Genomic DNA, 19,622 nt, shown 5'->3' with positions numbered 1-19,622 from the left:
CCTCCATGGGGCGACTGGCGCGTCGGGGTCGCGCGCTGGAGGCAATCCCATCAACCGGGCGAGGCGGCGACCTCCTCCTATTCGGGTGATTTGTCGCCGGCCCGGCTGAGGAAGTCCGACAGCGGGCCGGGAAGCTCCGCGGGCCGCTCGCCCCAGTCGTAGACGACCGCTGTCCCGGCGATCAGGTCGTGCAAGCCGCGATGCTCGCGCTGGAAGACGATCAGGACGAGCCCCAGTCCGGCCGCGAGCACGCTCACGACGTACGCGCACACCCGCAGGAAGGCCCGGCCGGGTCCGATCGTCCCGCCGTCGGACCGCACCACCCGGAGTCCGACGATCCCCTGCCCCGGCGTCCGCGCGGCGACCGCGAGGAACCCGAAGGCGTAGCAGAACGCCAGGACCGCGAGTGCGATCGTCGCCCCCGTCGACTCGCGCCGTACCGACACTCCCCAGAAGGCAGTGGTCAGCAGATCGAGGCCCGCGAAGCCGATCGTGAACGACGCGAAGACGATCAGTACGTCGAGTACGGCGGCCGCGAGCCTGCTCACGGCGCCGGCGTAGTGACCCGTGACGGTCATCCGCCCGTTCATTCCCGAACCTCGAGCAGGCGTGGGGTCGTCGGCTGCGACCCGATGTCTCTGCGCAGCAGACGGTTCACGACCCGGTCGAGTACGGCGTCCAGCCCGGCGAGTTGCCGGCGGATGAGATCGAGCAGTGAGCCGGCCAACTGGGTCTGGCTCTCGACCACGAGACCGGGTACGCCGGACCGGCGTACGAGGGCCTCGACATCCACCGACCGCAGCAGTTCGTCGAGGTCGACGCCGGCCAGCAGGCGCTGCAGGTCGAGCCGCCCGGCCAGCCGGTCGACATCGATCCGGTCGATCAGCCGATCCGGGTCGATGCGGTCCAGGACGTGGTTGACGTCGACGCGCTCGAGCACGCGGTTCAGGTCCAGGCGGTCGAGCACGTGGTTCAGGTCGACGCGGTCCAGGATGCGGTTCACATCGACGCGGTCGACCAGGGCGTCGACGTCGATGTGGTCGAGGATCAGGTCCGGCGGAACGGTCTCGACGACCCGGCCCGTGACCTTGCCGGCGAGCCGCCCGAGCGCTGCGACAGGGCGCGGCGTCGTCACCGTGGTCCGGTCCCGCAGCCGCTGTGACGCATCCCGGTGTCCGCCCTGTCTGCTCCGCCTGCCAACACCTTTGTCCGCCGCCGAGGCCCTCGGATCACCCGATCCGGGGGATGAATCCAACGCGCTAGTTCGACTGCTGCGTGAGGCCGACGGTGCGGGCGACTCGCAGGGCCGCGGATCGTTTCTCGACGCCCAGCTTGCGATACAGCGACATCAGGTGGGTCTTGACGGTGTTCTCGGTGATGAACAGGGCGCGGGCGATCTCGGTGTAGGAGTTCCCGAGCGCGAGCTGGTCGAGTACGTCGGCCTCCCGCGGCGTCAGCCGGATCCGGGCACCGTCGATCACCGCGTCCAGGCGGCGCGGTGGCGGTACCTGCGCGTCCGGCCGGGCCCGCGCCAGGAGCGACGTACCGCCGACCTCGCTCCAGGCGGCCCGGTAGGACGACAACTGCTCGAGCGTGGCGGCGGCGAACGGATGGGGGTTCGGCCCGGCGACATGCCTCTGCAACCGGTCGAGGAAGTCCGGTTCGCGGCCGACGGGGGTGAGCGCGTACAGCATCCGCTGCGGCGTGGCCCGGTTCAGCGTGTCCACCAGCGCGGCTTCGGCGGCGGCCTCGTCGCCCATCCGCACCAGCAGGACGGTCCGGAACGAGGCGGCCGCAGAAGCAAGCGGAGGGTGGACGTCCGGCCGGTTGAGGGCCTCGTCGACCAGCTTCAGCGTGGTCTGGACGTCACCACGGACGATGGAGGTGATGGCCCGGATCAGGTCGGCCTCTGACGTGTTGCCGGTCCGGTCGAGTACGTCGCACTGCGTCTCGGCACCGGTGTGGTCTCCGACCATGGTCGCCATCCGGAACCGCAGCAGGGCCAGATCCCGCGACAGGAACGACGGCAGCGGCCCGGCTGACGAAGGATCGGTGGTGAGCTCTGTCAGCGCCTCCTCGAGCCGACCGGCCTCGAGGAGAAGCACCGCTCGCAGGATGGCGCGCAGCCCCGAGACCACCGTGTCGGAGCCGGCCACGTCCGTCGCCACCACCAGCTCGTGCTGGCGCCACGCGCTGTCCAGGTCCAGATGACCCAGCGCCGCGAAGCCCAGTACGACGTGCGCACGGACGGCGTACTCCTGGGGAAGCCCCTGCTCGCCGGCCGCGTCGAGAGCGGCCTGCGCCGAGCCGGCCGCGTTCTCCAGTTGGCCGCGCGCGTACTGCACGACGGCCCGGTGAGCCAGTCCCCCGCCGATCAGCCGCCGATGGCCGGCCATCCGCGCGGTGACGAGTGCCTCGTCCAGGTGGCTGAGCGCGGCGTCCAGCTCGTCCGCCCACGTCTCCGCCGCCGCGAGCTCGATCAGCAACCAGGCCAGCCGCTCAGGTCCGAGTACGGCGCGCGGGCGGCCATAGGCGTCCGTGGGATCGAGCGCCAGCAGGGTTCTCGCCCGTCCGATCGCGGCGTGGACGTCGTGCCAGCCGTAGCGCGATTCCCACAACCGCAGCAGTACGGCGTCCGCCTCCAGCGCGTTGTCGTCCGGTGTCACCGGCTGCGGGTCTGCCGCGCAGGCGAGGTCGTCCGCCGATGCAGCATCCATGATCGCGCCGGTCACGTCGCCCGTGGCACGCCGCAGCAGCCCACGGACGCCGATGAGGTGCGGATGCTGCTCGACATAGCCTTCCGGAAGGCTCTCGAAGCCGTCCGCGACGAGGCTCAGGTCGCCGGCGGCCAGGATCGCCGGCCCGTGACCGAGCAGGATCCGGGCAACCAGCGCGGGGTCGGCGGCGCCGAGCGCGGCGCGTAGGGCGCTGCCGCCATCGCCGCGGTTCTCGTAGTACAGCGCCGACCGATGCTGCGCCGCGGTGACGATCTCTGCGTTCTCGCTGCGGCCGGCCACCCGCCGCCGGAGCAGCTCGACGAGGAGCGGGTGGAACCGGTAGAGCGGCTCGCTGCCCGGATCGTCGGCGTATGCGGTCACCAGCAGTCCACTGCCGGCGAGATCCCCCAGCATCGCACCGGCGTCCGCGTCGCCGCTCAGCATGGCCGCCTGGTGTCCGGTCACCGACGCGGCCCCGAACGTGCTCAGGAGGACCGCCTGGACCCGCTCGTCGAGGGTGCTCAACGTTTCTCCCAGGAGCAGGTCGAGCACCGGCTGCTGGTTGGCGAAGGACCATCCGGTGTCCCCGGAGGCGGCGAGCGTCCGCGCCGCGAGCACCAGGGCGGCAGCCCAGCCCGCTGTCCGCTCCTGGAACAGCTGGACGTCCGCGGCGGTGGCGTTCGAGGCATGCGCCTGGACGAGTTGGGTGGCCTCGGCATCGGTGAAGCGCAGATCCCGTGACCGCAAGGTCAGTGCCATCCCGCGCAGTTCGAGCTCGGACACCGGCAGCGGCAGGTCGTACCGGCTGGCCAGCAACAGCCGGACGGCGTGCGGCGACTTCTTCAGGATCTGGGCCAGGCCGGTAACCGTTGCCGCAGGCAGCAAATGGGCGTCGTCGATGACGATCGGATCCGGCGGTGTCGCCACGTCGGGACCGGCCAGATGCTCGAGGGCTCCGGCGAGCGCGCCCGGCGCCTGCCCGGGCACCCACAGCACCGACTGGCCCGACCGCCTGCGGCGCGCCACCCAGTCCGACAGCAGCACCGTCTTGCCGGTACCGGCCGGCGCGATCAGCATCGTCAGCGGCGACCGGACGCCGAGATCGAGGGCAGAATGCAACCGCTCGCGGGCCACCAGGGTCAACGGCGGCCGCGGGATGCGACCCGACGCCGAGGGCTGGGACTGCTGCTGCACTCGGTCGGGCTTCAGGCTCGTCACACGCGTCGCCCCTCCCCCTGGCTGGGCGGCTCTGCAGTTGGACTGTTCGATCCTGCGTTCCCAAAAACCGAGACTAACCGGTCTACGGCGATTCCGGCAGATGCTGAGCACGGCATGTCGTCCGGTTTCTGGACGCGCGCAAGCGTTTGCATCGCTCGCCCGCGCGCCGGTGGACCTCAGGCGCGAGGAACTTTCGCCCCGATCCATACCGCCACTGCTATGAGCGCGCCGATTCCGAGCAACCATCCCCACAGGCCCTCGGAGACGGGGCCGAGCCGTCCCAGCCCGAAGCCGCCCGGGTCGCGCTGCTGCTGCAGGCTGACGACGTACGCGATGATGGCCCGCTTGTCCTCGGGGAGGAGCACCGCGTCGGAGAAGACCGGCATCTGCTGCGGGCCGGTCAGCATCGCCTGGTAGAGGTTCCTGGGTGACGTCTCCATCAGCGACGGCGCGTACTTGCCGTTCGGCAGCGCGCCGCCGCGGCCGGCGAAGTTGTGGCAGGCCGTGCAGTTGGTCCGGAACAGCTCACCGCCGCGGGTGACTTCCTCCTGCGTCGCGTTGCTGACGTCGTAGTACTCCTCCGGCGGTATCGCGGGCCCCGGTCCGAGCGAGGCGACGTACGCCGACAGCGCCGCGATCTCCTCGTCGGTGTACACCGGAGGCTTCGCCGGTATCTGGGCACCGGGCTGCGTCGCGGGCATCCGCCCCGTGCTGACCTGGAAGTCCACCGCGGCCGCGCCCACGCCGATCAGTGAGGGTCCGGTGAAGTTTCCCTCGCCGTCGGCCCCGCCCTCGGCATGGATGCCGTGGCAGCTCGCGCAGCCGACCGCGAACAGCTTCCGGCCTTCCTCGATCTGCTGGGACTGCGGTCCGTCGGCACCCACCGCGCCGTTCGGCACCAGTACGGCGTACGCCAGGCCGACCGTCACCAGAGCGGCACCGATGAGGAGTGCCCTGGCAAGTCGGCCTCGGCGCAACGGCCGTGCGCCCGCGCTGTCCGCACTGCGCATCTCCGCTCCTCCCGGCTGCCGCCCGACCAGCAGACACGATGCCGCGTCTGCCGGGATCACCCGATTCGGGCGATTTCTCGTCGTAAGTCTCTGCCTTGAACCCTCAGCGTGCGTCTCGCTTGGCCTGTCGGCGGGCGCCGGCGGCACGGGTGGACGCGTCCTTCTTCAACCCTCCGGTGGTCTTGGTCGCCCGCCGGGCCGCCACCGACCCGGACTGAGCGGCGGGGACAGGCTGGGCGGCAGCGCGTGCCGCCGGAGCGCCGGACTTGGCCGAGCGCGCCGCTTCGAGCCGTTCGCTGCGTAACTCCATCGACGATCGCCTCGCGGCCGCAGCGACCGCCCGGCTCACCTGCGCCAGCACCGTCTCGAACAGCTCCGCCTTGTCACGGTCGCGCTGGTTCTTCGGGTAGGACAGACCGCGTCCGCCCACCTTCGCCACACTCGCGCTCGCACCACGGCGATAGTTCTTCACGTACTTCGTTCGAGCCCGCCGGATCCGCTGGTGCAGCTCGAGGAGCTCGTCCTCGTCCAGGCTCTTCAACGCGTCCCGCTCCGTCTCGGCCACCAGCAGCCGCTCGGCCTCGGTCAACGAGTTCAGCAGGCCTTGATTCATCGCCGCCTCCCTAGGGCACGACTTTGATAGTGGCGCGTCGTCGAGCGGTTGGTCAACGTTCGCGGTGGCGATCGGGCATGATGTGCGTGGGCCCAGCACTGTTGGGGGTGGTGACTTTGTGGCAGGTCTTCGGCGCGGTACTGCCGCAAGCGATGGGGATCGCCCTGAGCCCGGTGCCGATGATCTGCATCGTGCTGGTCCTGATGTCGAGCGGACCGATCCGGGCCGGCCTGAGCTTCTTCGCGGGCTGGGCTGTGGCTCTCGCGATCGCGACCGGGCTCGTGGTGATGCTGACGGACGCGGTCGCCGAGGACGGCAGCGAGGGCGCGCGCGACGGCGTGGACCTGGTCAAACTGGCGATCGGTGTGCTGTTCGCGGTCCTGGCGGTCCGCTACTGGCGCAAGCGTCCGCGGCCCGGTGAGCCACCGCCCCACCCCGCCATCGTCGACAAGATCACGACCCTCTCCGGGCCGGCTCTCGCGCTGACCGGCGCCGGCGCGGCCCTCGCGAACGTCAAGAACCTCCCCCTGGTCATCGGCGCCGGCACCCAGATCGGCGGCTCCCCTCTCACCCTCGGCGAGCAATTCACCGCCGCCGCCCTCTTCGTCCTCGCCGCGTCCCTGACCGTCCTCCTCCCCCTCCTGGCAGTCGTGATCGCCGGCCCACGGAGATCCGCCCCGGCCCTGGCATCCCTGGAGCAATGGCTCCTGGCCAACCTGAACACGATCCTCGTCGTCCTCCTGGCCGTCCTGTCCACGGTCCTGATCGGCCAGGGCCTCGACCTATTCCGCTGACGCTCCGAACCGAGGTACGGCTCCCAGTTGCTGCAGGAGATCCAGCAGCGTCGCCACGCCCCAATGCTCGGTGATCTTGCCGTCGACGACGCGCATCACATCGATGGTGTAGAAGCTGACCTTCCTGCCGGTCGGCGCGATGCCGAGGAACTCGCCCCGATGGGTGCCGTGGTACGTCTTGTACGTGGTGACAAGGTTGTCGGCGGCAACCTGCCAGTGGATCTCGGGAGAGAAGTCCGGGAACGCTTCCCGGATCCCCAGGTAGAGCCCCTTCACACCGGCCTTGTCGGCCCCGGCGCCCGGCTGCGGCGTGTGGTCGACGAAGTCGTCGGACCATAGTTCGTCGAAGAGGTCCCAGTCCCCTCCGCCCTGCACTTCGAGACTGTTCCGGCGTACGACGGTGATCGCCGCGTCACCGACTGCGCTGCTGCCCATGTCCGGCTCCCTTGCTGACAACTGCTTGTTTGCACAAGCATCTTACCGGTTCCTTTGCTGGAGCAAGCAAATTCGGGCTAGCCTGAGCCGATGGCCAGACGCCCTGCACTCCCAGCCAGCCTCGAGCCGCTGTCCCCCGCGGAGGACGCGGCCTGGCGGGCGCTCGCGCGCGCCGTCCTGGTGATCCCCCGGGTCCTCGACGCAGATCTGCTGCAGAAGGAGGGCCTGAACGTCACGGAGTACAACGTCTTGATGAACCTCTCCGAGGCGCCCGAACGGTCACTGCGGATGCGGGAGTTGGCGAACTACGTCTCGATCACCATGAGTGGCCTGACCCGCGTGGTGGAGCGCCTGGAACGGCAGGGCCTGGTCGAGCGAGTGCGGGCCGCTGCCGACGGCCGGGGCCAAGTGACCGTCCTGACCCCGGACGGACTGAAGCGGTTGCAGAAGGCGTGGCCGGTCCATCTCGCGAGTGTCCGCCGGAACGTGATCGACCATCTCCAAGGTGTCGATCTCGAGGCACTCACTACCGCGCTCACCGAGGTCGCCTCGATCGAGCTCGGCCCGCCGGTACGGCGCGCCAAGAACACCTGATCCGCCCGGCCGCGGCATCCAGGACGACGTTCGCTCTCCAGGTATTTGTTTGTGCCAACAACTACTGTCTATAGTTGCTTGCGCCCGCCCACCTAGCCGCTGGAGTCCCGATGTCCGCGATCGTGCAGAGACGTGGAGCAGCACCGAGCGAGCAGCCATCGACCAGGGCCTGGCTCGCGGTGTCCTCCCTCGCACTGGTCGCCTTCGTGATCGTGACCACCGAGTTCATCCCGGTCGGCCTGCTGCCCAACATCACCGAGTCCCTGCACGTCTCGCTCGGCCTGGGCGGGCTGATGGTGCTCGTCCCCGCCCTGACCGCCGCGATGTCCGCGCCGCTGCTCTACCTCGGCGCCCGCTCGTACAACAGGCGGCGGCTGATCGCCGTACTGGGTGGACTGGTGGTGGTTGCCAATGTCATCCCGCCCTTCGCCGACAACCTGACCGAGATCCTGCTCGCCCGGATCCTGCTCGGGATCGCGATCGCCGGCTTCTGGACCGTCGTACCGCCACTCGGTCCGAAGCTGGTCGGCGAACGCCTGGGCACCCGCGCGCAGTCGATCGTCATCGCCGGGGTGTCGGCCGGCACCGTCGTCGGACTACCGGCGGGACAGTTCCTCGGCAACGCGGTCGGGTGGCGGGTCACCTTCGCGGTCGCGGCCGCGGTCAGCGCTGTCGTCGTGATCGCGCAACTCGTCTTCCTGCCGGACATCCACCCGGAGGCCACCACCCGGGCTCGCGATCTCGGCCGGGTGTTCGGGAGCGGGACTGCCCGGATCGGGCTGACCGTCACCGTGATCGCGTTCGTCGGTCAGTTCGCCGCGTCGACGTACCTGACCCCGTTCCTGGAAGACTTCGCGCACCTGGGCAGCGGATCCGTGAGCGTCGTCTTCCTGCTGTACGGCGTGGCCGGCATCCTCGGCACCCTGATCGGCGGACCACTGGTCGGCCGCAGTCTGGTCTTCAGCCTCGTCGGCGCCACCGGAATCATCGGCGTGATCGTGCTGGCCATGCCGATCCTCCATCCGGCTCCGGCCGTGGTCGGCGTACTGATCGTCGGTTGGGGCCTGGTCTGGGGCGTCATACCGCTCGGGGCACAGGTCTGGCTGCTGCACGCCGTGCCGGACGGCCAGGAGGCGGCCGCCTCGATCGCGGTCGCGACGATGCAGGTGTCGATCGCGGGCGGGTCAGCGCTCGGCGGTCTGCTGGTCGACTCGACCAGCCTGCGGACCGTGTTCGTCACCGCGGGCGCGGTACTGGTCGCCGCCGCCCTGATCGCCGCGACCGAAGGCGTCCGGCAGAACAAGAACCCTGTTTCGACGAAAGGATTGTGATGAGTGCGGTCGTGCGGATGTACAAGCCTGGAGGACCTGAGGTTCTGCAGTACGAGTCGGAGGAAGTGGCCGAGCCTGGCACCGGCCAGATCCGGATCAGGCAGCAGGCCATCGGAGTGAACTTCGTCGACACCTACTTCCGGAGCGGCGCCTTTCCCCTGCCAACGTTGCCGGCAGTCATCGGCGGCGAAGGTGCGGGAGTGGTCGACGCGGTCGGAGCCGGCGTGGACTCGATCTCGGTCGGGGACCGGGTCGGCTACTACTTCTCTCCGGGCGCGTACGCCGAGACGCGGTTGCTCCCGGCAACGGATGCGATCCCACTCCCGCACGACCTCGGTTCCGAAGAGGCCGCATCCCTGCTCGCCAACGGATTGACCGCCTGGGGACGGCTGCATCGAGTCCACGCCGTCAAGCCCGGTGAGATCGTCGTGGTCACCGGCGCGACCGGTGGCGTCGGCTCACTCCTCGCACCGTGGGCTCAGCACCTTGGCGCCACCGTCATCACGCCCGTTGCCAGCGACGAGCGAGTCGAGGCCGCGCAGGCTCTCGGCCTGAAGCACGTTGTGGTTGCGGGCACCGGGCAACTCGCCAAGGAGGTCTCCGCAGCAGGTGCGGGCGCCGACGTTGTCTATGACCTCGTGGGTCGCGCGACCTTCGACGAAGCGGTAGCGGCCCTGCGAGACGGCGGAACGCTCGACCTCATCGGCAGCGCCTCCGGGGCGCCCGACATCGATGCCGCCGCGCTCGAGAGGCGGCGAATCCGAGTCACCAGGTCAAGCACCGGCGACCATCTCCCCGACCGGGCCACCCTCCTCCAAGCCAGCGAGGACTTGTTCCGTACCTGGCGCGAGGGCGTCTTCGGCACCCGCCCCATCCGCACGTACCCACTGTCCAAGATTGTCCAGGCCCACCAGGCGTTGGAGGCCGGCTTCTCAGAGGCCGCAATCGTCCTCCTGCCGGACAAGACCTAGGCGGAATCCGGCTCCGACGGTTCCTTGGCCCTGGGATTGTCGCGTGGCGGTGGGTCCGTGGGCCTCTCGCGATGCCATCGCAGCGTCAGTCGCTGGATGAATGAATGACGTTTGGACCGTCGGTGCCGTGCATTGTCAGCAGTCATTTCTGACCACCTTCCCCGTTAATATCCAGGCACCATACCTCCGCTCGCGGGCCGGAAGCATCGCCTCGGAGCATCTAGTGACATTGAGTGAAAGCTGTCACGGTATGGAACTGCCGCCTCAACCGCTGTCCGCCTCGAGGTCTGTGGCGAGGCGAAGGAGGTTCTCGGCGACCGCCGCGCAACGCTCCTCAGCGTGGGATCGGGCCGATCCGGCGTACCGAAGCCGCGCCGAAACCGTGAGCGGATCGGATCGGACTTCGACCAGGCATCCCCCTGGTCTCGGCTGGACTCTGACGGACAGCCGGATCCAGCCACCCAGGCCGCTCCGCAGCCGCAGAACGAACTCGTGCGGCGGGTCCCACGCCTCGACGACCGCGATGGTCAGATGTCGATCGTAGGAATGTCTGCCATGCGGTTCGCGATCGGTGGCCTTCCGCACGACCGCGCCGACGTACGGCCATTTCGGGTCGATGTGCCCCACCGGCGGTACGGCGACGATCCACGCACCGAACCGACTCGCATCGCTCACGACGGCCATGACGGACTCGGCGCCGACCGCGCCGAACCGCCAAGCCATTACCACGTAAGCACTCTCTGTTCGCGAAACAAAACGGCGCTGAGTCGAAGTACGCGCCGAAGGCAACGAGTCGGCCGTCAGCACTCTAGCGGACCAGTGACCACCTCGAACTGCTTTGAAACCAGAGCGGCCCCCCGACTCGCCGCACCGGGTCTGTGGGCCGCGGCGGCGGGGTAACTTCGTCCTTATGACCCGCTCCGCCGAGTCCGCTCGTCCCGATCCGGCGGACAGACCCGCGACGTACGGCGAAGTGTTCGCCGTAGCGGAGTTCCGGTGGATGTGGGGCGCCCAGCTCGGGTCCGTGATCGGCGACCAGTTGGCTCGGGTCGCGCTCGCGGTGCTCGTGTTCGACCGGACGGGGTCGGCCGGTCTGTCGGCCGTCACATACGCACTGACGTTCCTGCCGGACATCGCCGCCGGCCCACTGCTGTCGTGGCTTGCGGACCGGTTCCCGCGGCGCCGGGTGATGGTGTGGTGCGACCTCGCCCGAGCCGCGCTGGTCGCGTTGATGGCGATTCCTGGAGCGCCGATCTGGCTGCTGTGCGTGCTGCTGGTGGCCGTTCAGTTGCTGGCGGCACCATTCCAGTCGGCGCGGGCGGCCCTGTTGCCGGAGATCCTGAGCGGCGACACCTATGTGCTGGCGAGTTCGGTGTCGAATGTGACCGCGCAGGCCGCACAACTGGCCGGTTTCGTGACTGGTGGCACCCTGGTGGCTGCCTTCGGGACGAGCCAGGCTCTGGCCGTCGATGCGGCCACGTTCCTCCTGTCCGCGGCGCTGGTCCGGCTCGGTGTCCGGGACCGCCCGTTGCCTACGGCCACCAGTTCGGCGGACCGGGTCAGCTGGTGGGGTTCGTTGTCGGCCGGTGCTCGCTTGGTCTGGGGCGATCGACGATTGCGCTACCTGATCGCGCTCGCCTGTGTGGCGGGCTTCTACGTGAGTGTCGAAGGCCTCGCCGCGCCGTACGCCGCAGTCGTCGGCGGAGGGCCACTCGCGGTCGGCCTGCTGCTCGCCGCGAACCCGGCCGGCCAGATGGTCGGCATGCTGCTCCTGACCCGACTCGCCCCCGCACGTCGATTGGCCCTGATGGGACCCCTGGCTGTCGGGTCGTGTGTCCCACTGATCGTCTGTCTGATCCACCCCGGTCTGTGGGTGACGGTCGCCCTGTGGGCGGTCTCGGGACTGTGCTCGTCGTACCAGCTCGCCGCGAACGCGTCGTTCGTGCTGAACGTGCCGGACGCGCAGCGGGGCCAGGCCTTCGGCTTGGCCCGCACTGCGCTCATCGTGTCGCAGGGGCTCGGTGTGCTGGCCGCCGGCGCCGCGGCAGACCGGTGGCACCCCGCGTCGGTGGTAGCGATCGCGGGTGCCCTCGGGACTGCCGCTGCGCTCGGCGCGGCCATCGGCTACCGGCGTACGACGACTTCGCCGCACTAGTTAGGGTTGTGGGGGCAGGACAGCGTGGCTGCTCAGTGCCAGTCGTTGTTGCGCATGGCGACACACCTCCTCCCGGCATCCGGATCGTCCGCCGGCCGGTCAGCCTGAGGCGGTGACGTTGGGTGATTTCGCGGCTACCCTGGTCCGTGGACGAGTGAGGCTTGTTGGGGGACCGATTCATGTCGAGTATCCGGCATTGGCGATTGCGGCGGCGGCATCGCCGCCGAACCGATACCGCACGCCTGGGCGCCTGGCGCGTGAGCCGCTGGGGGCTGTGGTCGGCACCGACCGTAGTCGTCGGCTATGTCCTGGCCGTCGACCTGAGCGCGTTCGCCCTGGTGATCGCTACTGTCGGTGCCATCGACATCCGGGTCCAGGACTGGATCTGGCTCGGCATGCTCGCGGTCGGCTCCGCCGTCCACGTCGAAGCGGCGCGCGGCATCGAGCGCCTCCGCGAGGTCGCCGCTGAGGGCGTCCCGTACGTGAACCTCAAAGGCATGTGGACGTTCGCCGGGGTCCTGGTCCTGCCACCGCCGCTGGCCTTCGCGTTGATCGCGCTGACGTACACCCACTCGTGGTTCCGGCTCCGCCGCGTCACCCCGTACCGCTGGTTCTTCTCCGCCGCCACCATCGTTCTGGCCGGCGCGGCCGGCGCGGTCTCCCTGGTCGCGCTCTCCCCCGACACCTACCCGGGCTATCCGCCCGGGCCGCTCGGCCTCGTCGCTGTCACCGTCGCCGGGCTCGCGTACTGGTTCGTGAACTACGCACTCGTCGTCGGCGCCGTCCTGCTGTCGAATCCGGACTCCGCGGCCCAGAAGGCGCTCGGCCGGCTGAGCGATCAACTGATCGTCGCCGGATCACTTGGCCTGGGTGTTGCCACCGCCAGCCTGCTCAGGCATGAGCCGTGGACGGTCGTCGTACTGCTCCTGACCATCCTGGGTCTGCACCGGGCGCTCCTTGTCGGCCAGTTCCAGACCGCGGCGCGCACCGACCCGCAGACCGGCCTGGCCAACAGCGTGTTCTGGCACGAGATGGCCGGGAAAGAACTCGCGCGGGCAGCGCGGACCCAGACGTCGCTCGGCATCGTGTTCCTCGACCTGGATCACTTCAAGACCGTCAACGACACGCATGGACATCCGGCCGGTGACCAGGTCCTGAAGGCGATCGCGGACGAGCTTCGCCGTGAAGTGCGGACCGACGACCTGGTCGGCAGGTTCGGCGGCGAGGAGTTCGCCGTACTGCTGCCCACCACCGATCCGAAGGACACCACCGCGACCGGAGAACGCATCCGGCACCGCATCGAGGCCCTGACCGTCACCATCACCACGCCCCGCGGCCAGACCACTCTCAACGGCCTCACCTGCTCCGTCGGCACCGCGACGTACCCCACCTGCGGGACGACCCTCGAGGAACTCATCCTCGCCGCCGACACCGCCACCTACGTCGCCAAGCAAGCCGGCCGAAACCGCGTCGTCGCAGCCCCCACCACGGAACCAGCCGAAGACACCCCCGACCAGTAGCGGCCGCCCGTCAGGACAGGTACGACGCGACGAGGTCCCGGACCCAGTCGGGACCGGCTGGTCTGTTCGTGAACACGGCTCGGTACATCAGCTGCTCGCTCATGCTCGAAGATCGCAGCCAACTGGGCATGCCGGCCCGTCGGGGACCCTCCTGATCCGGCGACTTCGCCGCCGCCGGACGGCGGCCGACTGATTCTCAGAATGCCTGGACATCGACCACATCCCGGGATTACTGTCTCAGCTCAACTAATTCTATTCATCGTGAGAATAAATGACGAAGCTGGTGCGAGGCAGTGCCGGGACCCGGACGGCGAACCGCGGGGCGATCATCGCCGCGCTGCTGTCGGGTGCCGGGATCGACCGACGGCAACTGGTCGAGCAGACCGGACTGAGCTGGGCGACCGTGGCCCGGATCGTGGACGACCTGCTCGCCGACGGGCTGGCCCTGGAGCAGCACAAGATCGTCCGGGAAGGGCCTGGCCGGCAGGCTGCCGCGCTCGGGTTCAACCCGCGGTCCGGGCTGGTCTGCGGCATCGATCTCGGTGGCACGTACTGCCGGATGGTGATCGCCGACGGGATCGGTTCGGCGATCATCCGCTGCCGGGACGAGACACCGCGGGACCTGGGCGCCGCCGAGCTGGCGTCCTGGATCGCGGCCCGGGTGCTCGGTCTGGTCGAGCAGTACGGTGACGGCGTACCGCTGACGTCGGTCGCGATCGGCCTGCCCGGCGTGGTTGCCTCGAGCAAGGATCGGGTGGTCGGCGCGTTCAACCTGCCGCAGATCCTCGGCACCACCTTCGTCGAGACCGTCAGCGCCGAGCTCGGCGTACCGACGATCATCGACAACGACTCCAACCTCGCCCTGCTGGGTGAGCTGCACTACGGCGACCTGCCCAGGGACGAGACCGTCGTCCTGTTCAGCCTGGGCACCGGTCTCGGCTCGGCGGTCGCCATCAACCGGCAGGTGCTCGCCGGACCCGAGGGTCTGCTCGGCGAGTTCGGCCGGCTGCGGTTGCCCGGCCGCAAGGAACGCCTGCGGGACCTGCTGTCCGGTGCGGGACTGCTCGCGTTCGCACAGGCGGCCGGCCATCAGCTCGGCTCGGCCAACGATGTGTTCGCCGACCCGGACCGTTTCGGCGGCCTCGTCGACGAGATCCACGAGGCGCTGCTGCACCTGGTGTCGATCGTCGCTCTGGCCTACGAGCCGAGCACGGTGGTCTTCACCGGCGGCTTCTCCGGTGCGTTCAGCGACTCCGTGCTGGAGACGGTGAGCGCCGAGACGTACGAGACCGTCGGTGTGCACAGCGATCTGCACCGATCCGTGCTCGGCGAGTCCGGCGGCCTGCTGGGTGCGATGGCCGCAGCACTGAGCGGTTACTACACCGCGATCGGGGTGGCGAGCCATCAGGTCGCCTCGATCACCACGTCCGCCCCCGGTGTCGTGGCCCAGCTGGACGGCTGCGCTGTCGACCAATCAGCGAAAGAGGAACCGACATGAAGCGTTGGAAGACGTTGGGTGTCATCGCGTCGATCTCAGCCGCGTTCGTCAGCCTGGCCGCCTGCGGCGGGTCCGACCCGAGCAAGGCAGCACCGACGAACAAGCTCACGGTCTGGATGATGACCGGCGGCCCAGGTGACAACAAGATCATCGGCGACGTGACCAAGCAGTTCCACCAGAAGCACCCCGACGTAGAGGTGAAGGTCGAGGTGCAGCAGTGGGACAACATCGTCACCAAGCTGACCACCGCGCTGGCCTCGGACAATCCGCCGGACATCGTCGAGATGGGCAACACCCAGACCCCGATGCTGACCGCCTCCGGCGCTTTGGCCGAGCTGACCGCGGACAAGGCCGGCTTCGAGTCGTCCGACAAGTGGCTGGCCGGCCTCGCCGGACCATCGACGTACCAGGAGAAGTTGTACGCGACTCCGTTGTACGGCGGGACGAAGGTGGTCATGTACAGCAAGAAGATGTTCGCCGCGGCGGGTATCGACAAGCCGCCGGCCACCCTTGACGAGCTGGTCGCGGACTGCGCGACGCTGGCCAAGGCGCACACCTCGATCCCCAACTTCTCCGCGTTCTACATGCCCGGCCAGTACTGGTTCGCCGGGATGCCGTTCCTGTTCGGCAAGGGCGGCAAGATCGCCACCGAGGACAACGGCAAGTGGACCGCGACGATGAGCAGCGCGGAGAACCAGGCCGGCCTGGCGGAGTGGAAGAAGTTCCAGAACGCCTGCTCGACGCCGTCCTCGATCGGCGCGAACACCGACAGTCCGGATCAGGACCAGATCTTCGCCGATCAGAAGGCGGCCATGATCTACGTCAAGGCGTGGGAACCGGGCGCGGTGAAGGAGATCAACGCCAAGGCGGCCGCGGATGCCGGCTACTTCATCATGCCGGGCTACCAGGCCGGCTCGCCGTTGCCGGTGATCGTTGCCGGCTCCACCATCGGTATCGCCCAGAACAGCCCGAACAAGGAGACCGCGGTCGACTGGCTGAAGATCATCACCGGCAAGACCTTCCAGCAGACGATGACGCAGACCATCCACCAACTCCCGGTCGTCACCGACTTCCTGCCGACCCAGAACGTGCCGGACGTGCTGAAGCTCGGCGCTCAGGCCGCGACCGTCAGCCAGGCCCTGCCGGCGACTCCGGGTGAGGCGACGTTGGAGACCGAGAGCTACAACGAGCAGTTCTTCTCCAAGATCGCCAAGGGCAGTGATATCGGCAGCGCCACCGCGGCGTACGACAAACACGCGACCGAGGCGTTCAACGCCCAGTCCGGTCCGCGCTGACGGTAGCGGCTGATGACCTCGCTCACCCAAGCGCCGGAGGCGGGAACCGCCGCGCCGACGCCACCACGCAGCGACGAGGCGGTCCGGACGAACCGGCTTGCCCGCTTCACGCCGTACGGGCTGGTCGGGCCGGCCGTGATCGCGTTCGCGGTCGTGCTCGGGTACCCGATGGTGCGGCTGATCTGGCTGTCGGTGCAGGACTTCGGCCCGCGGTCGCTGTTCACCGGGGAGGCGCCGTTCGTTGGCCTGGGCAACTTCACCCGGGTGCTCGGCGACAGCGACTTCTGGTCCGTCCTGCTCCGCACGCTGATCGTCAGCGTGGCCTGTGTCGCCGGGCTGATGGTGATCGGGTTCCTGCTCGCGTCACTGCTGCGCCAGGTGTCGAGTTGGGCCCGGGTGATGCTGTCGGTCTGTCTGGTGCTGGTCTGGGCGATGCCGATGGTGTCCGCGTCGATGATCTGGCGGTGGCTGTTCGAACCGCAGTACGGCGTACTGAACTGGGTGATCACGCAGCTCAAGGTCTTCGGTGACTTCTCCGCGCACGACTGGTTCGGGTCGCCGGGCCAGGCGCTGTTCCTGATCATCGCGCTGATCGTCTGGAAGGGGCTGCCGTTCGTGGCGCTGACCCTGTACGCCGCGATGGGCCAGATCCCCGACGACCTGTACGAGGCGGCCGGCCTGGACGGTGCCGGGCGGTGGTCGATGGCGCGCCATGTCACGCTGCCGATTCTCGGCCCGGTGCTCGCCGTACTCGTGCTGCTGGAAGTCATCTGGTCGGTCAACTCGTTCACGCCGTTCTGGGTGCTCACCCAGGGCGGCCCGGACGGCGGTACGACGACGCTCGGCGTCTACTCCTACCTCGAGGCCTTCACCCGCAACGACTACGGCGGCGGCGCGGCGATCGCGATCATCACCGTCATCCTGCTCGCCGCCCTGGCCGTGCTCTATGTACGCCGGTTGTTCGCGCAAGGCGAGGTGACCGCATGAGGGCCGCGGGAGCGCCCGGCCGGAAGCGGACCGTGCCCAACGTGATCGCGGTCGTCGTCTCGCTGATCGTGATCTTCCCGGTCTACTGGATGTTCGCGACCGCGCTGAAGGAGCCGGGCAAGATCCTGTCGGCGACGCCGGAGTTCATCCCGTGGCCGATCAGTCTGGAGAACTTCCGTACGGCGCTCACGCACGGCTCGTTCCTGCACTACGTCCGCAACTCGTTGCTGGTCTCGGTGTCGACCGTACTGATCGCACTGGTCGTCGCCCTCGGCGCCTCGATCGCGCTGGCCCGGTTCCGGTTCGTCGGCCGCCGGGCCTTCCTGATCGGGCTCGTGCTGGTCCAGATGGTGCCGGGGTCGGCGATGGTGATCCCGCTCTACCTGATGCTGCGCTCGGTCGGGGCGATCGACTTCGTCCCCGGTCTGATCATCACGTACATGACCTTCGTACTGCCCTTCACGATCTGGACGCTGCGCGGCTTCGTGCACGGGATCCCGCTGGAGCTGGAGGAGGCCGCGATGGTCGACGGCTGCGGCCGGTTCGGTGCTTTCTGGCACATCCAGCTCCCGCTGCTCGCCCCGGGCATCGTGGCCACCTCGATCTTCGCCTTCATCAGCGCGTGGGACGACTACCTGTTCGCCTACGTGTTCCTGAAGTCGCAGAGCAACTACACGCTGCCGGTCTGGCTGGTCTCGTTCCAGACCTCCGACGGCATCGACAACGGCGCCACCATCGCGGCGTCGGCGGTCTTCTCGCTCCCGGTGCTGGTCGTCTTCCTGCTGGTCCAGCGCCGGCTGGTCGGCGGGATGACCAGCGGCGCCGTCAAAGGATGAATCCCCTCAGGAGGATGTTGTGAGTTCAGAGCTCGACCGGCTCGCCCATGGTGTGCTGTTCCCCGCACTCGGCCGGCCCAAAGTTCCCAACTGGGTCGGGCCGAGGATCGAGGCCGGCCTCGGCGGTTTCGTGATCTTCGGCAGAGACATCGTCGACGGTTCGCAGTTCCAGACGTTGGCCGCCGAGCTGCACGGTCTGCGTGACCACGTCCTGCTGTCGATCGACGAGGAAGGTGGTGATGTCAGCCGGCTGGCGAACCTCGGCGGCTTCTCGATGCCCGGCAACCGGGCGCTCGGTGAGCTGAACGACGTCGAGCTGACCCGGCAGGCGGCGTTCCAGATCGGCCTGTCGCTGGTCGAGGCCGGGGTCGACTGGGACCTGGCGCCGGCGGTGGACACGGCCGTCAACCCGCTGAGCCCGAACGGGATCCGCTGCTTCGGAGCGGACCGCGACCTGGTCAGCCGGCACACGGCAGCCTGGGTCGAAGGCCTGCAGGCGGCCGGGGTCAGTGCATGTGCCAAGCACTACCCGGGCCACGGCATGAGCGGGACCGACGCGCACCTGGCGACGCCGCTTGTCGACGTCTCCCGGGAGGAGTTGCTGGCGAGCTACCTCGATCCGTTCCGTGCCGCGATCGAGGCCGGGGTCGACAGCATCATGGTGTCGCACGACCTCGTTCCGCAGCTGGACGACGTACCGGCGACCATCAGCAAGGTGCTGCTCACCGACATCCTGCGCGGAGAGCTCGGGTACGACGGGGTGGTGATCACCGATGCGTTGGAGATGTACGGGATCGCCGACGTGGCGCCGTTGCCGGAGGCCGCCGTACGGGCGATCGAGGCCGGAGCCGACGCGCTGTGCCTCGGATCGTGGGCGTTCCTCGACGACGTGGACGTGGCGGCGGCTGCTCTGGTCGAAGCCGTCGAGAGTGGACGGCTGCCGTTGGAGCGGTTGCAGAGTGCCAACGATCGATTGGCTCGGCTCGGGACTCGACCAAAGGCCGATGTCGGTTTGCGGGACAACGCACTCGGTGGGCGGCTTGCCGAGCAGGTGGTGGTAGCTCATGGGGATCCGGTACTGCGGAGTGACGCCGTACTGATCATCCGGCTGGAGCCGACGCACTCCCCCGCGGCCGGCTCGTCCGGCTGGGGCGTGGAGAAGCTGCTACGGGACGCCGGGAAGGTTGTCGAGAGCATCGGGTTGTCGGGGCAGACGTACAACGGGCCTGGGATGGCTCGGGCGGGGGTCGGCGAATTCCGGTCGGAGTACGGCGCGGACAGTCAGGTGGTGCTGATGGTTCGCGGCGCTCACCGGTTCGACTGGCAGGAGAAGCTGATCGGGGAGCTGCAGGGCCAGCACCCGGACATGATCGTCGTCGACATGGGCGTCCCGGGCACGGACTACTCGGGCTTCGCCGGCTGGATCCAAACCTTCGGCAGCGCCCGCGTCTGCGCCGAAGCGGCCACCCGGCGGCTACTCGGCTCATGATCACCGTGGCCAACGCCCGCATCTGCACGCCGACCCTCCTCGAGGGCTGGCTGCAGATCGAGCACGGCCGCATCACCGCCCTCGGCCCCGGAGAGCCACCGCACGGCGCCGGCCGGCCGCTCGTAACACCCGCCCGTGGCGCCCCGGCCGGCCGCGGGC

18 protein-coding genes are annotated in these 19,622 nt (G+C 68.9%); 11 read left to right on the top strand and 7 right to left on the bottom strand.

Annotation, left to right across the window (positions count from 1 at the left end):
• Positions 1-77: 77 nt before the first annotated feature.
• The 5 genes from AB0I34_RS36570 to AB0I34_RS36550 all read right to left on the bottom strand — a co-directional run bounded on the left by AB0I34_RS36570 (position 78) and on the right by AB0I34_RS36550 (position 5,558).
• The gene (locus tag AB0I34_RS36570) at positions 78-578 is read right to left on the bottom strand and encodes an RDD family protein (protein WP_360454501.1); all 501 of its coding nucleotides are present in this window, start codon (positions 576-578) and stop codon (positions 78-80) included.
• An 8-nt stretch (positions 579-586) separates the two neighbouring features.
• Positions 587-1,135: a hypothetical protein gene (locus tag AB0I34_RS36565; RefSeq protein ID WP_360454498.1), complete on the bottom strand. Its 549-nt coding sequence runs from the start codon at positions 1,133-1,135 to the stop codon at positions 587-589.
• Positions 1,136-1,259: 124 nt separating this feature from the next.
• Positions 1,260-3,935: a LuxR C-terminal-related transcriptional regulator gene (locus tag AB0I34_RS36560; RefSeq protein WP_360454495.1), complete on the bottom strand. Its 2,676-nt coding sequence runs from the start codon at positions 3,933-3,935 to the stop codon at positions 1,260-1,262.
• Positions 3,936-4,111: 176 nt separating this feature from the next.
• On the bottom strand, positions 4,112-4,945 hold the full coding sequence (locus AB0I34_RS36555) for a cytochrome c (protein ID WP_360454492.1): 834 nt from the start codon (positions 4,943-4,945) through the stop codon (positions 4,112-4,114).
• 103 nt (positions 4,946-5,048) lie between these two features.
• Entirely contained in the window at positions 5,049-5,558 is a 510-nt protein-coding gene (locus AB0I34_RS36550) for a hypothetical protein (RefSeq protein WP_360454489.1), read from the bottom strand.
• A 110-nt stretch (positions 5,559-5,668) separates the two neighbouring features.
• On the opposite strand from AB0I34_RS36550, the gene AB0I34_RS36545 reads away from it, so the two are divergent.
• Positions 5,669-6,352, top strand: a complete 684-nt coding sequence (locus AB0I34_RS36545) for a GAP family protein (protein ID WP_360454486.1) — start codon at positions 5,669-5,671, stop codon at positions 6,350-6,352.
• On the opposite strand, the gene AB0I34_RS36540 is transcribed toward AB0I34_RS36545, so the two are convergent.
• Positions 6,341-6,787 (bottom strand): ester cyclase, encoded by a 447-nt coding sequence (locus tag AB0I34_RS36540; RefSeq protein WP_360454483.1) that lies wholly within the window; start codon positions 6,785-6,787, stop codon positions 6,341-6,343. The genes AB0I34_RS36545 and AB0I34_RS36540 overlap by 12 nt on opposite strands.
• Positions 6,788-6,877: 90 nt before the next feature.
• On the opposite strand from AB0I34_RS36540, the gene AB0I34_RS36535 reads away from it, so the two are divergent.
• From AB0I34_RS36535 to AB0I34_RS36525, 3 genes are all read left to right on the top strand, one after another.
• Positions 6,878-7,381 (top strand): MarR family transcriptional regulator, encoded by a 504-nt coding sequence (locus AB0I34_RS36535; protein WP_360454480.1) that lies wholly within the window; start codon positions 6,878-6,880, stop codon positions 7,379-7,381.
• Positions 7,382-7,491: 110 nt separating this feature from the next.
• Positions 7,492-8,712 carry an MFS transporter gene (locus AB0I34_RS36530; RefSeq protein ID WP_360454477.1) on the top strand — a complete coding sequence of 407 codons (1,221 nt, stop codon included), beginning with the start codon at positions 7,492-7,494 and terminating at the stop codon, positions 8,710-8,712.
• Positions 8,712-9,683, top strand: coding sequence for a quinone oxidoreductase (locus AB0I34_RS36525; protein WP_360454474.1), 972 nt, complete (start codon positions 8,712-8,714; stop codon positions 9,681-9,683). Before AB0I34_RS36530 ends, AB0I34_RS36525 begins: the two co-directional genes overlap by 1 nt.
• A 264-nt stretch (positions 9,684-9,947) precedes the next feature.
• Here the strand turns inward: AB0I34_RS36525 and AB0I34_RS36520 are convergent, their stop codons facing one another.
• Positions 9,948-10,412: a hypothetical protein gene (locus AB0I34_RS36520; RefSeq protein WP_360454471.1), complete on the bottom strand. Its 465-nt coding sequence runs from the start codon at positions 10,410-10,412 to the stop codon at positions 9,948-9,950.
• Positions 10,413-10,593: 181 nt separating this feature from the next.
• Between AB0I34_RS36520 and AB0I34_RS36515 the strand changes: the two genes are divergently transcribed.
• The 7 genes from AB0I34_RS36515 (at position 10,594) to AB0I34_RS36485 (ending at position 19,463) form a co-directional block, all read left to right on the top strand.
• Positions 10,594-11,838, top strand: a complete 1,245-nt coding sequence (locus tag AB0I34_RS36515) for an MFS transporter (RefSeq protein ID WP_360454468.1) — start codon at positions 10,594-10,596, stop codon at positions 11,836-11,838.
• Positions 11,839-12,017: 179 nt separating this feature from the next.
• Positions 12,018-13,358, top strand: a complete 1,341-nt coding sequence (locus AB0I34_RS36510) for a GGDEF domain-containing protein (RefSeq protein WP_360454465.1) — start codon at positions 12,018-12,020, stop codon at positions 13,356-13,358.
• A gap of 271 nt (positions 13,359-13,629) precedes the next feature.
• Entirely contained in the window at positions 13,630-14,856 is a 1,227-nt protein-coding gene (locus AB0I34_RS36505) for an ROK family transcriptional regulator (protein ID WP_360454462.1), read from the top strand.
• Positions 14,853-16,151, top strand: a complete 1,299-nt coding sequence (locus AB0I34_RS36500; RefSeq protein ID WP_360454459.1) for an extracellular solute-binding protein — start codon at positions 14,853-14,855, stop codon at positions 16,149-16,151. Before AB0I34_RS36505 ends, AB0I34_RS36500 begins: the two co-directional genes overlap by 4 nt.
• Positions 16,152-16,163: 12 nt before the next feature.
• Entirely contained in the window at positions 16,164-17,138 is a 975-nt protein-coding gene (locus AB0I34_RS36495; protein WP_360454456.1) for a sugar ABC transporter permease, read from the top strand.
• Positions 17,135-17,974: a carbohydrate ABC transporter permease gene (locus AB0I34_RS36490; protein WP_360454453.1), complete on the top strand. Its 840-nt coding sequence runs from the start codon at positions 17,135-17,137 to the stop codon at positions 17,972-17,974. Before AB0I34_RS36495 ends, AB0I34_RS36490 begins: the two co-directional genes overlap by 4 nt.
• A gap of 19 nt (positions 17,975-17,993) precedes the next feature.
• Positions 17,994-19,463, top strand: a complete 1,470-nt coding sequence (locus tag AB0I34_RS36485) for a glycoside hydrolase family 3 N-terminal domain-containing protein (protein ID WP_360454450.1) — start codon at positions 17,994-17,996, stop codon at positions 19,461-19,463.
• Positions 19,464-19,622: the final 159 nt, after the last annotated feature.

The organism is Kribbella sp. NPDC050281 (genome assembly GCF_040655855.1).
Taxonomy (GTDB): Bacteria; Actinomycetota; Actinomycetes; order Propionibacteriales; family Kribbellaceae; genus Kribbella.
This window is presented reverse-complemented; position numbering and strand designations above follow the sequence as displayed.

Bases quoted from the DNA above. Each gene is read 5' to 3' on its own strand.
- AB0I34_RS36505 (WP_360454462.1), top strand. From the start codon at position 13,630: ATGACGAAGCTGGTGCGAGGCAGTGCCGGGACCCGGACGGCGAACCGC.
- AB0I34_RS36525 (WP_360454474.1), top strand. From the start codon at position 8,712: ATGAGTGCGGTCGTGCGGATGTACAAGCCTGGAGGACCTGAGGTTCTG.
- AB0I34_RS36500 (WP_360454459.1), top strand. From the start codon at position 14,853: ATGAAGCGTTGGAAGACGTTGGGTGTCATCGCGTCGATCTCAGCCGCG.
- AB0I34_RS36540 (WP_360454483.1), bottom strand. From the start codon at position 6,787: ATGGGCAGCAGCGCAGTCGGTGACGCGGCGATCACCGTCGTACGCCGG.
- AB0I34_RS36510 (WP_360454465.1), top strand. From the start codon at position 12,018: ATGTCGAGTATCCGGCATTGGCGATTGCGGCGGCGGCATCGCCGCCGA.
- AB0I34_RS36535 (WP_360454480.1), top strand. From the start codon at position 6,878: ATGGCCAGACGCCCTGCACTCCCAGCCAGCCTCGAGCCGCTGTCCCCC.
- AB0I34_RS36515 (WP_360454468.1), top strand. From the start codon at position 10,594: ATGACCCGCTCCGCCGAGTCCGCTCGTCCCGATCCGGCGGACAGACCC.
- AB0I34_RS36550 (WP_360454489.1), bottom strand. From the start codon at position 5,558: ATGAATCAAGGCCTGCTGAACTCGTTGACCGAGGCCGAGCGGCTGCTG.
- AB0I34_RS36570 (WP_360454501.1), bottom strand. From the start codon at position 578: ATGACCGTCACGGGTCACTACGCCGGCGCCGTGAGCAGGCTCGCGGCC.
- AB0I34_RS36490 (WP_360454453.1), top strand. From the start codon at position 17,135: ATGAGGGCCGCGGGAGCGCCCGGCCGGAAGCGGACCGTGCCCAACGTG.
- AB0I34_RS36530 (WP_360454477.1), top strand. From the start codon at position 7,492: ATGTCCGCGATCGTGCAGAGACGTGGAGCAGCACCGAGCGAGCAGCCA.
- AB0I34_RS36555 (WP_360454492.1), bottom strand. From the start codon at position 4,945: ATGCGCAGTGCGGACAGCGCGGGCGCACGGCCGTTGCGCCGAGGCCGA.
- AB0I34_RS36495 (WP_360454456.1), top strand. From the start codon at position 16,164: ATGACCTCGCTCACCCAAGCGCCGGAGGCGGGAACCGCCGCGCCGACG.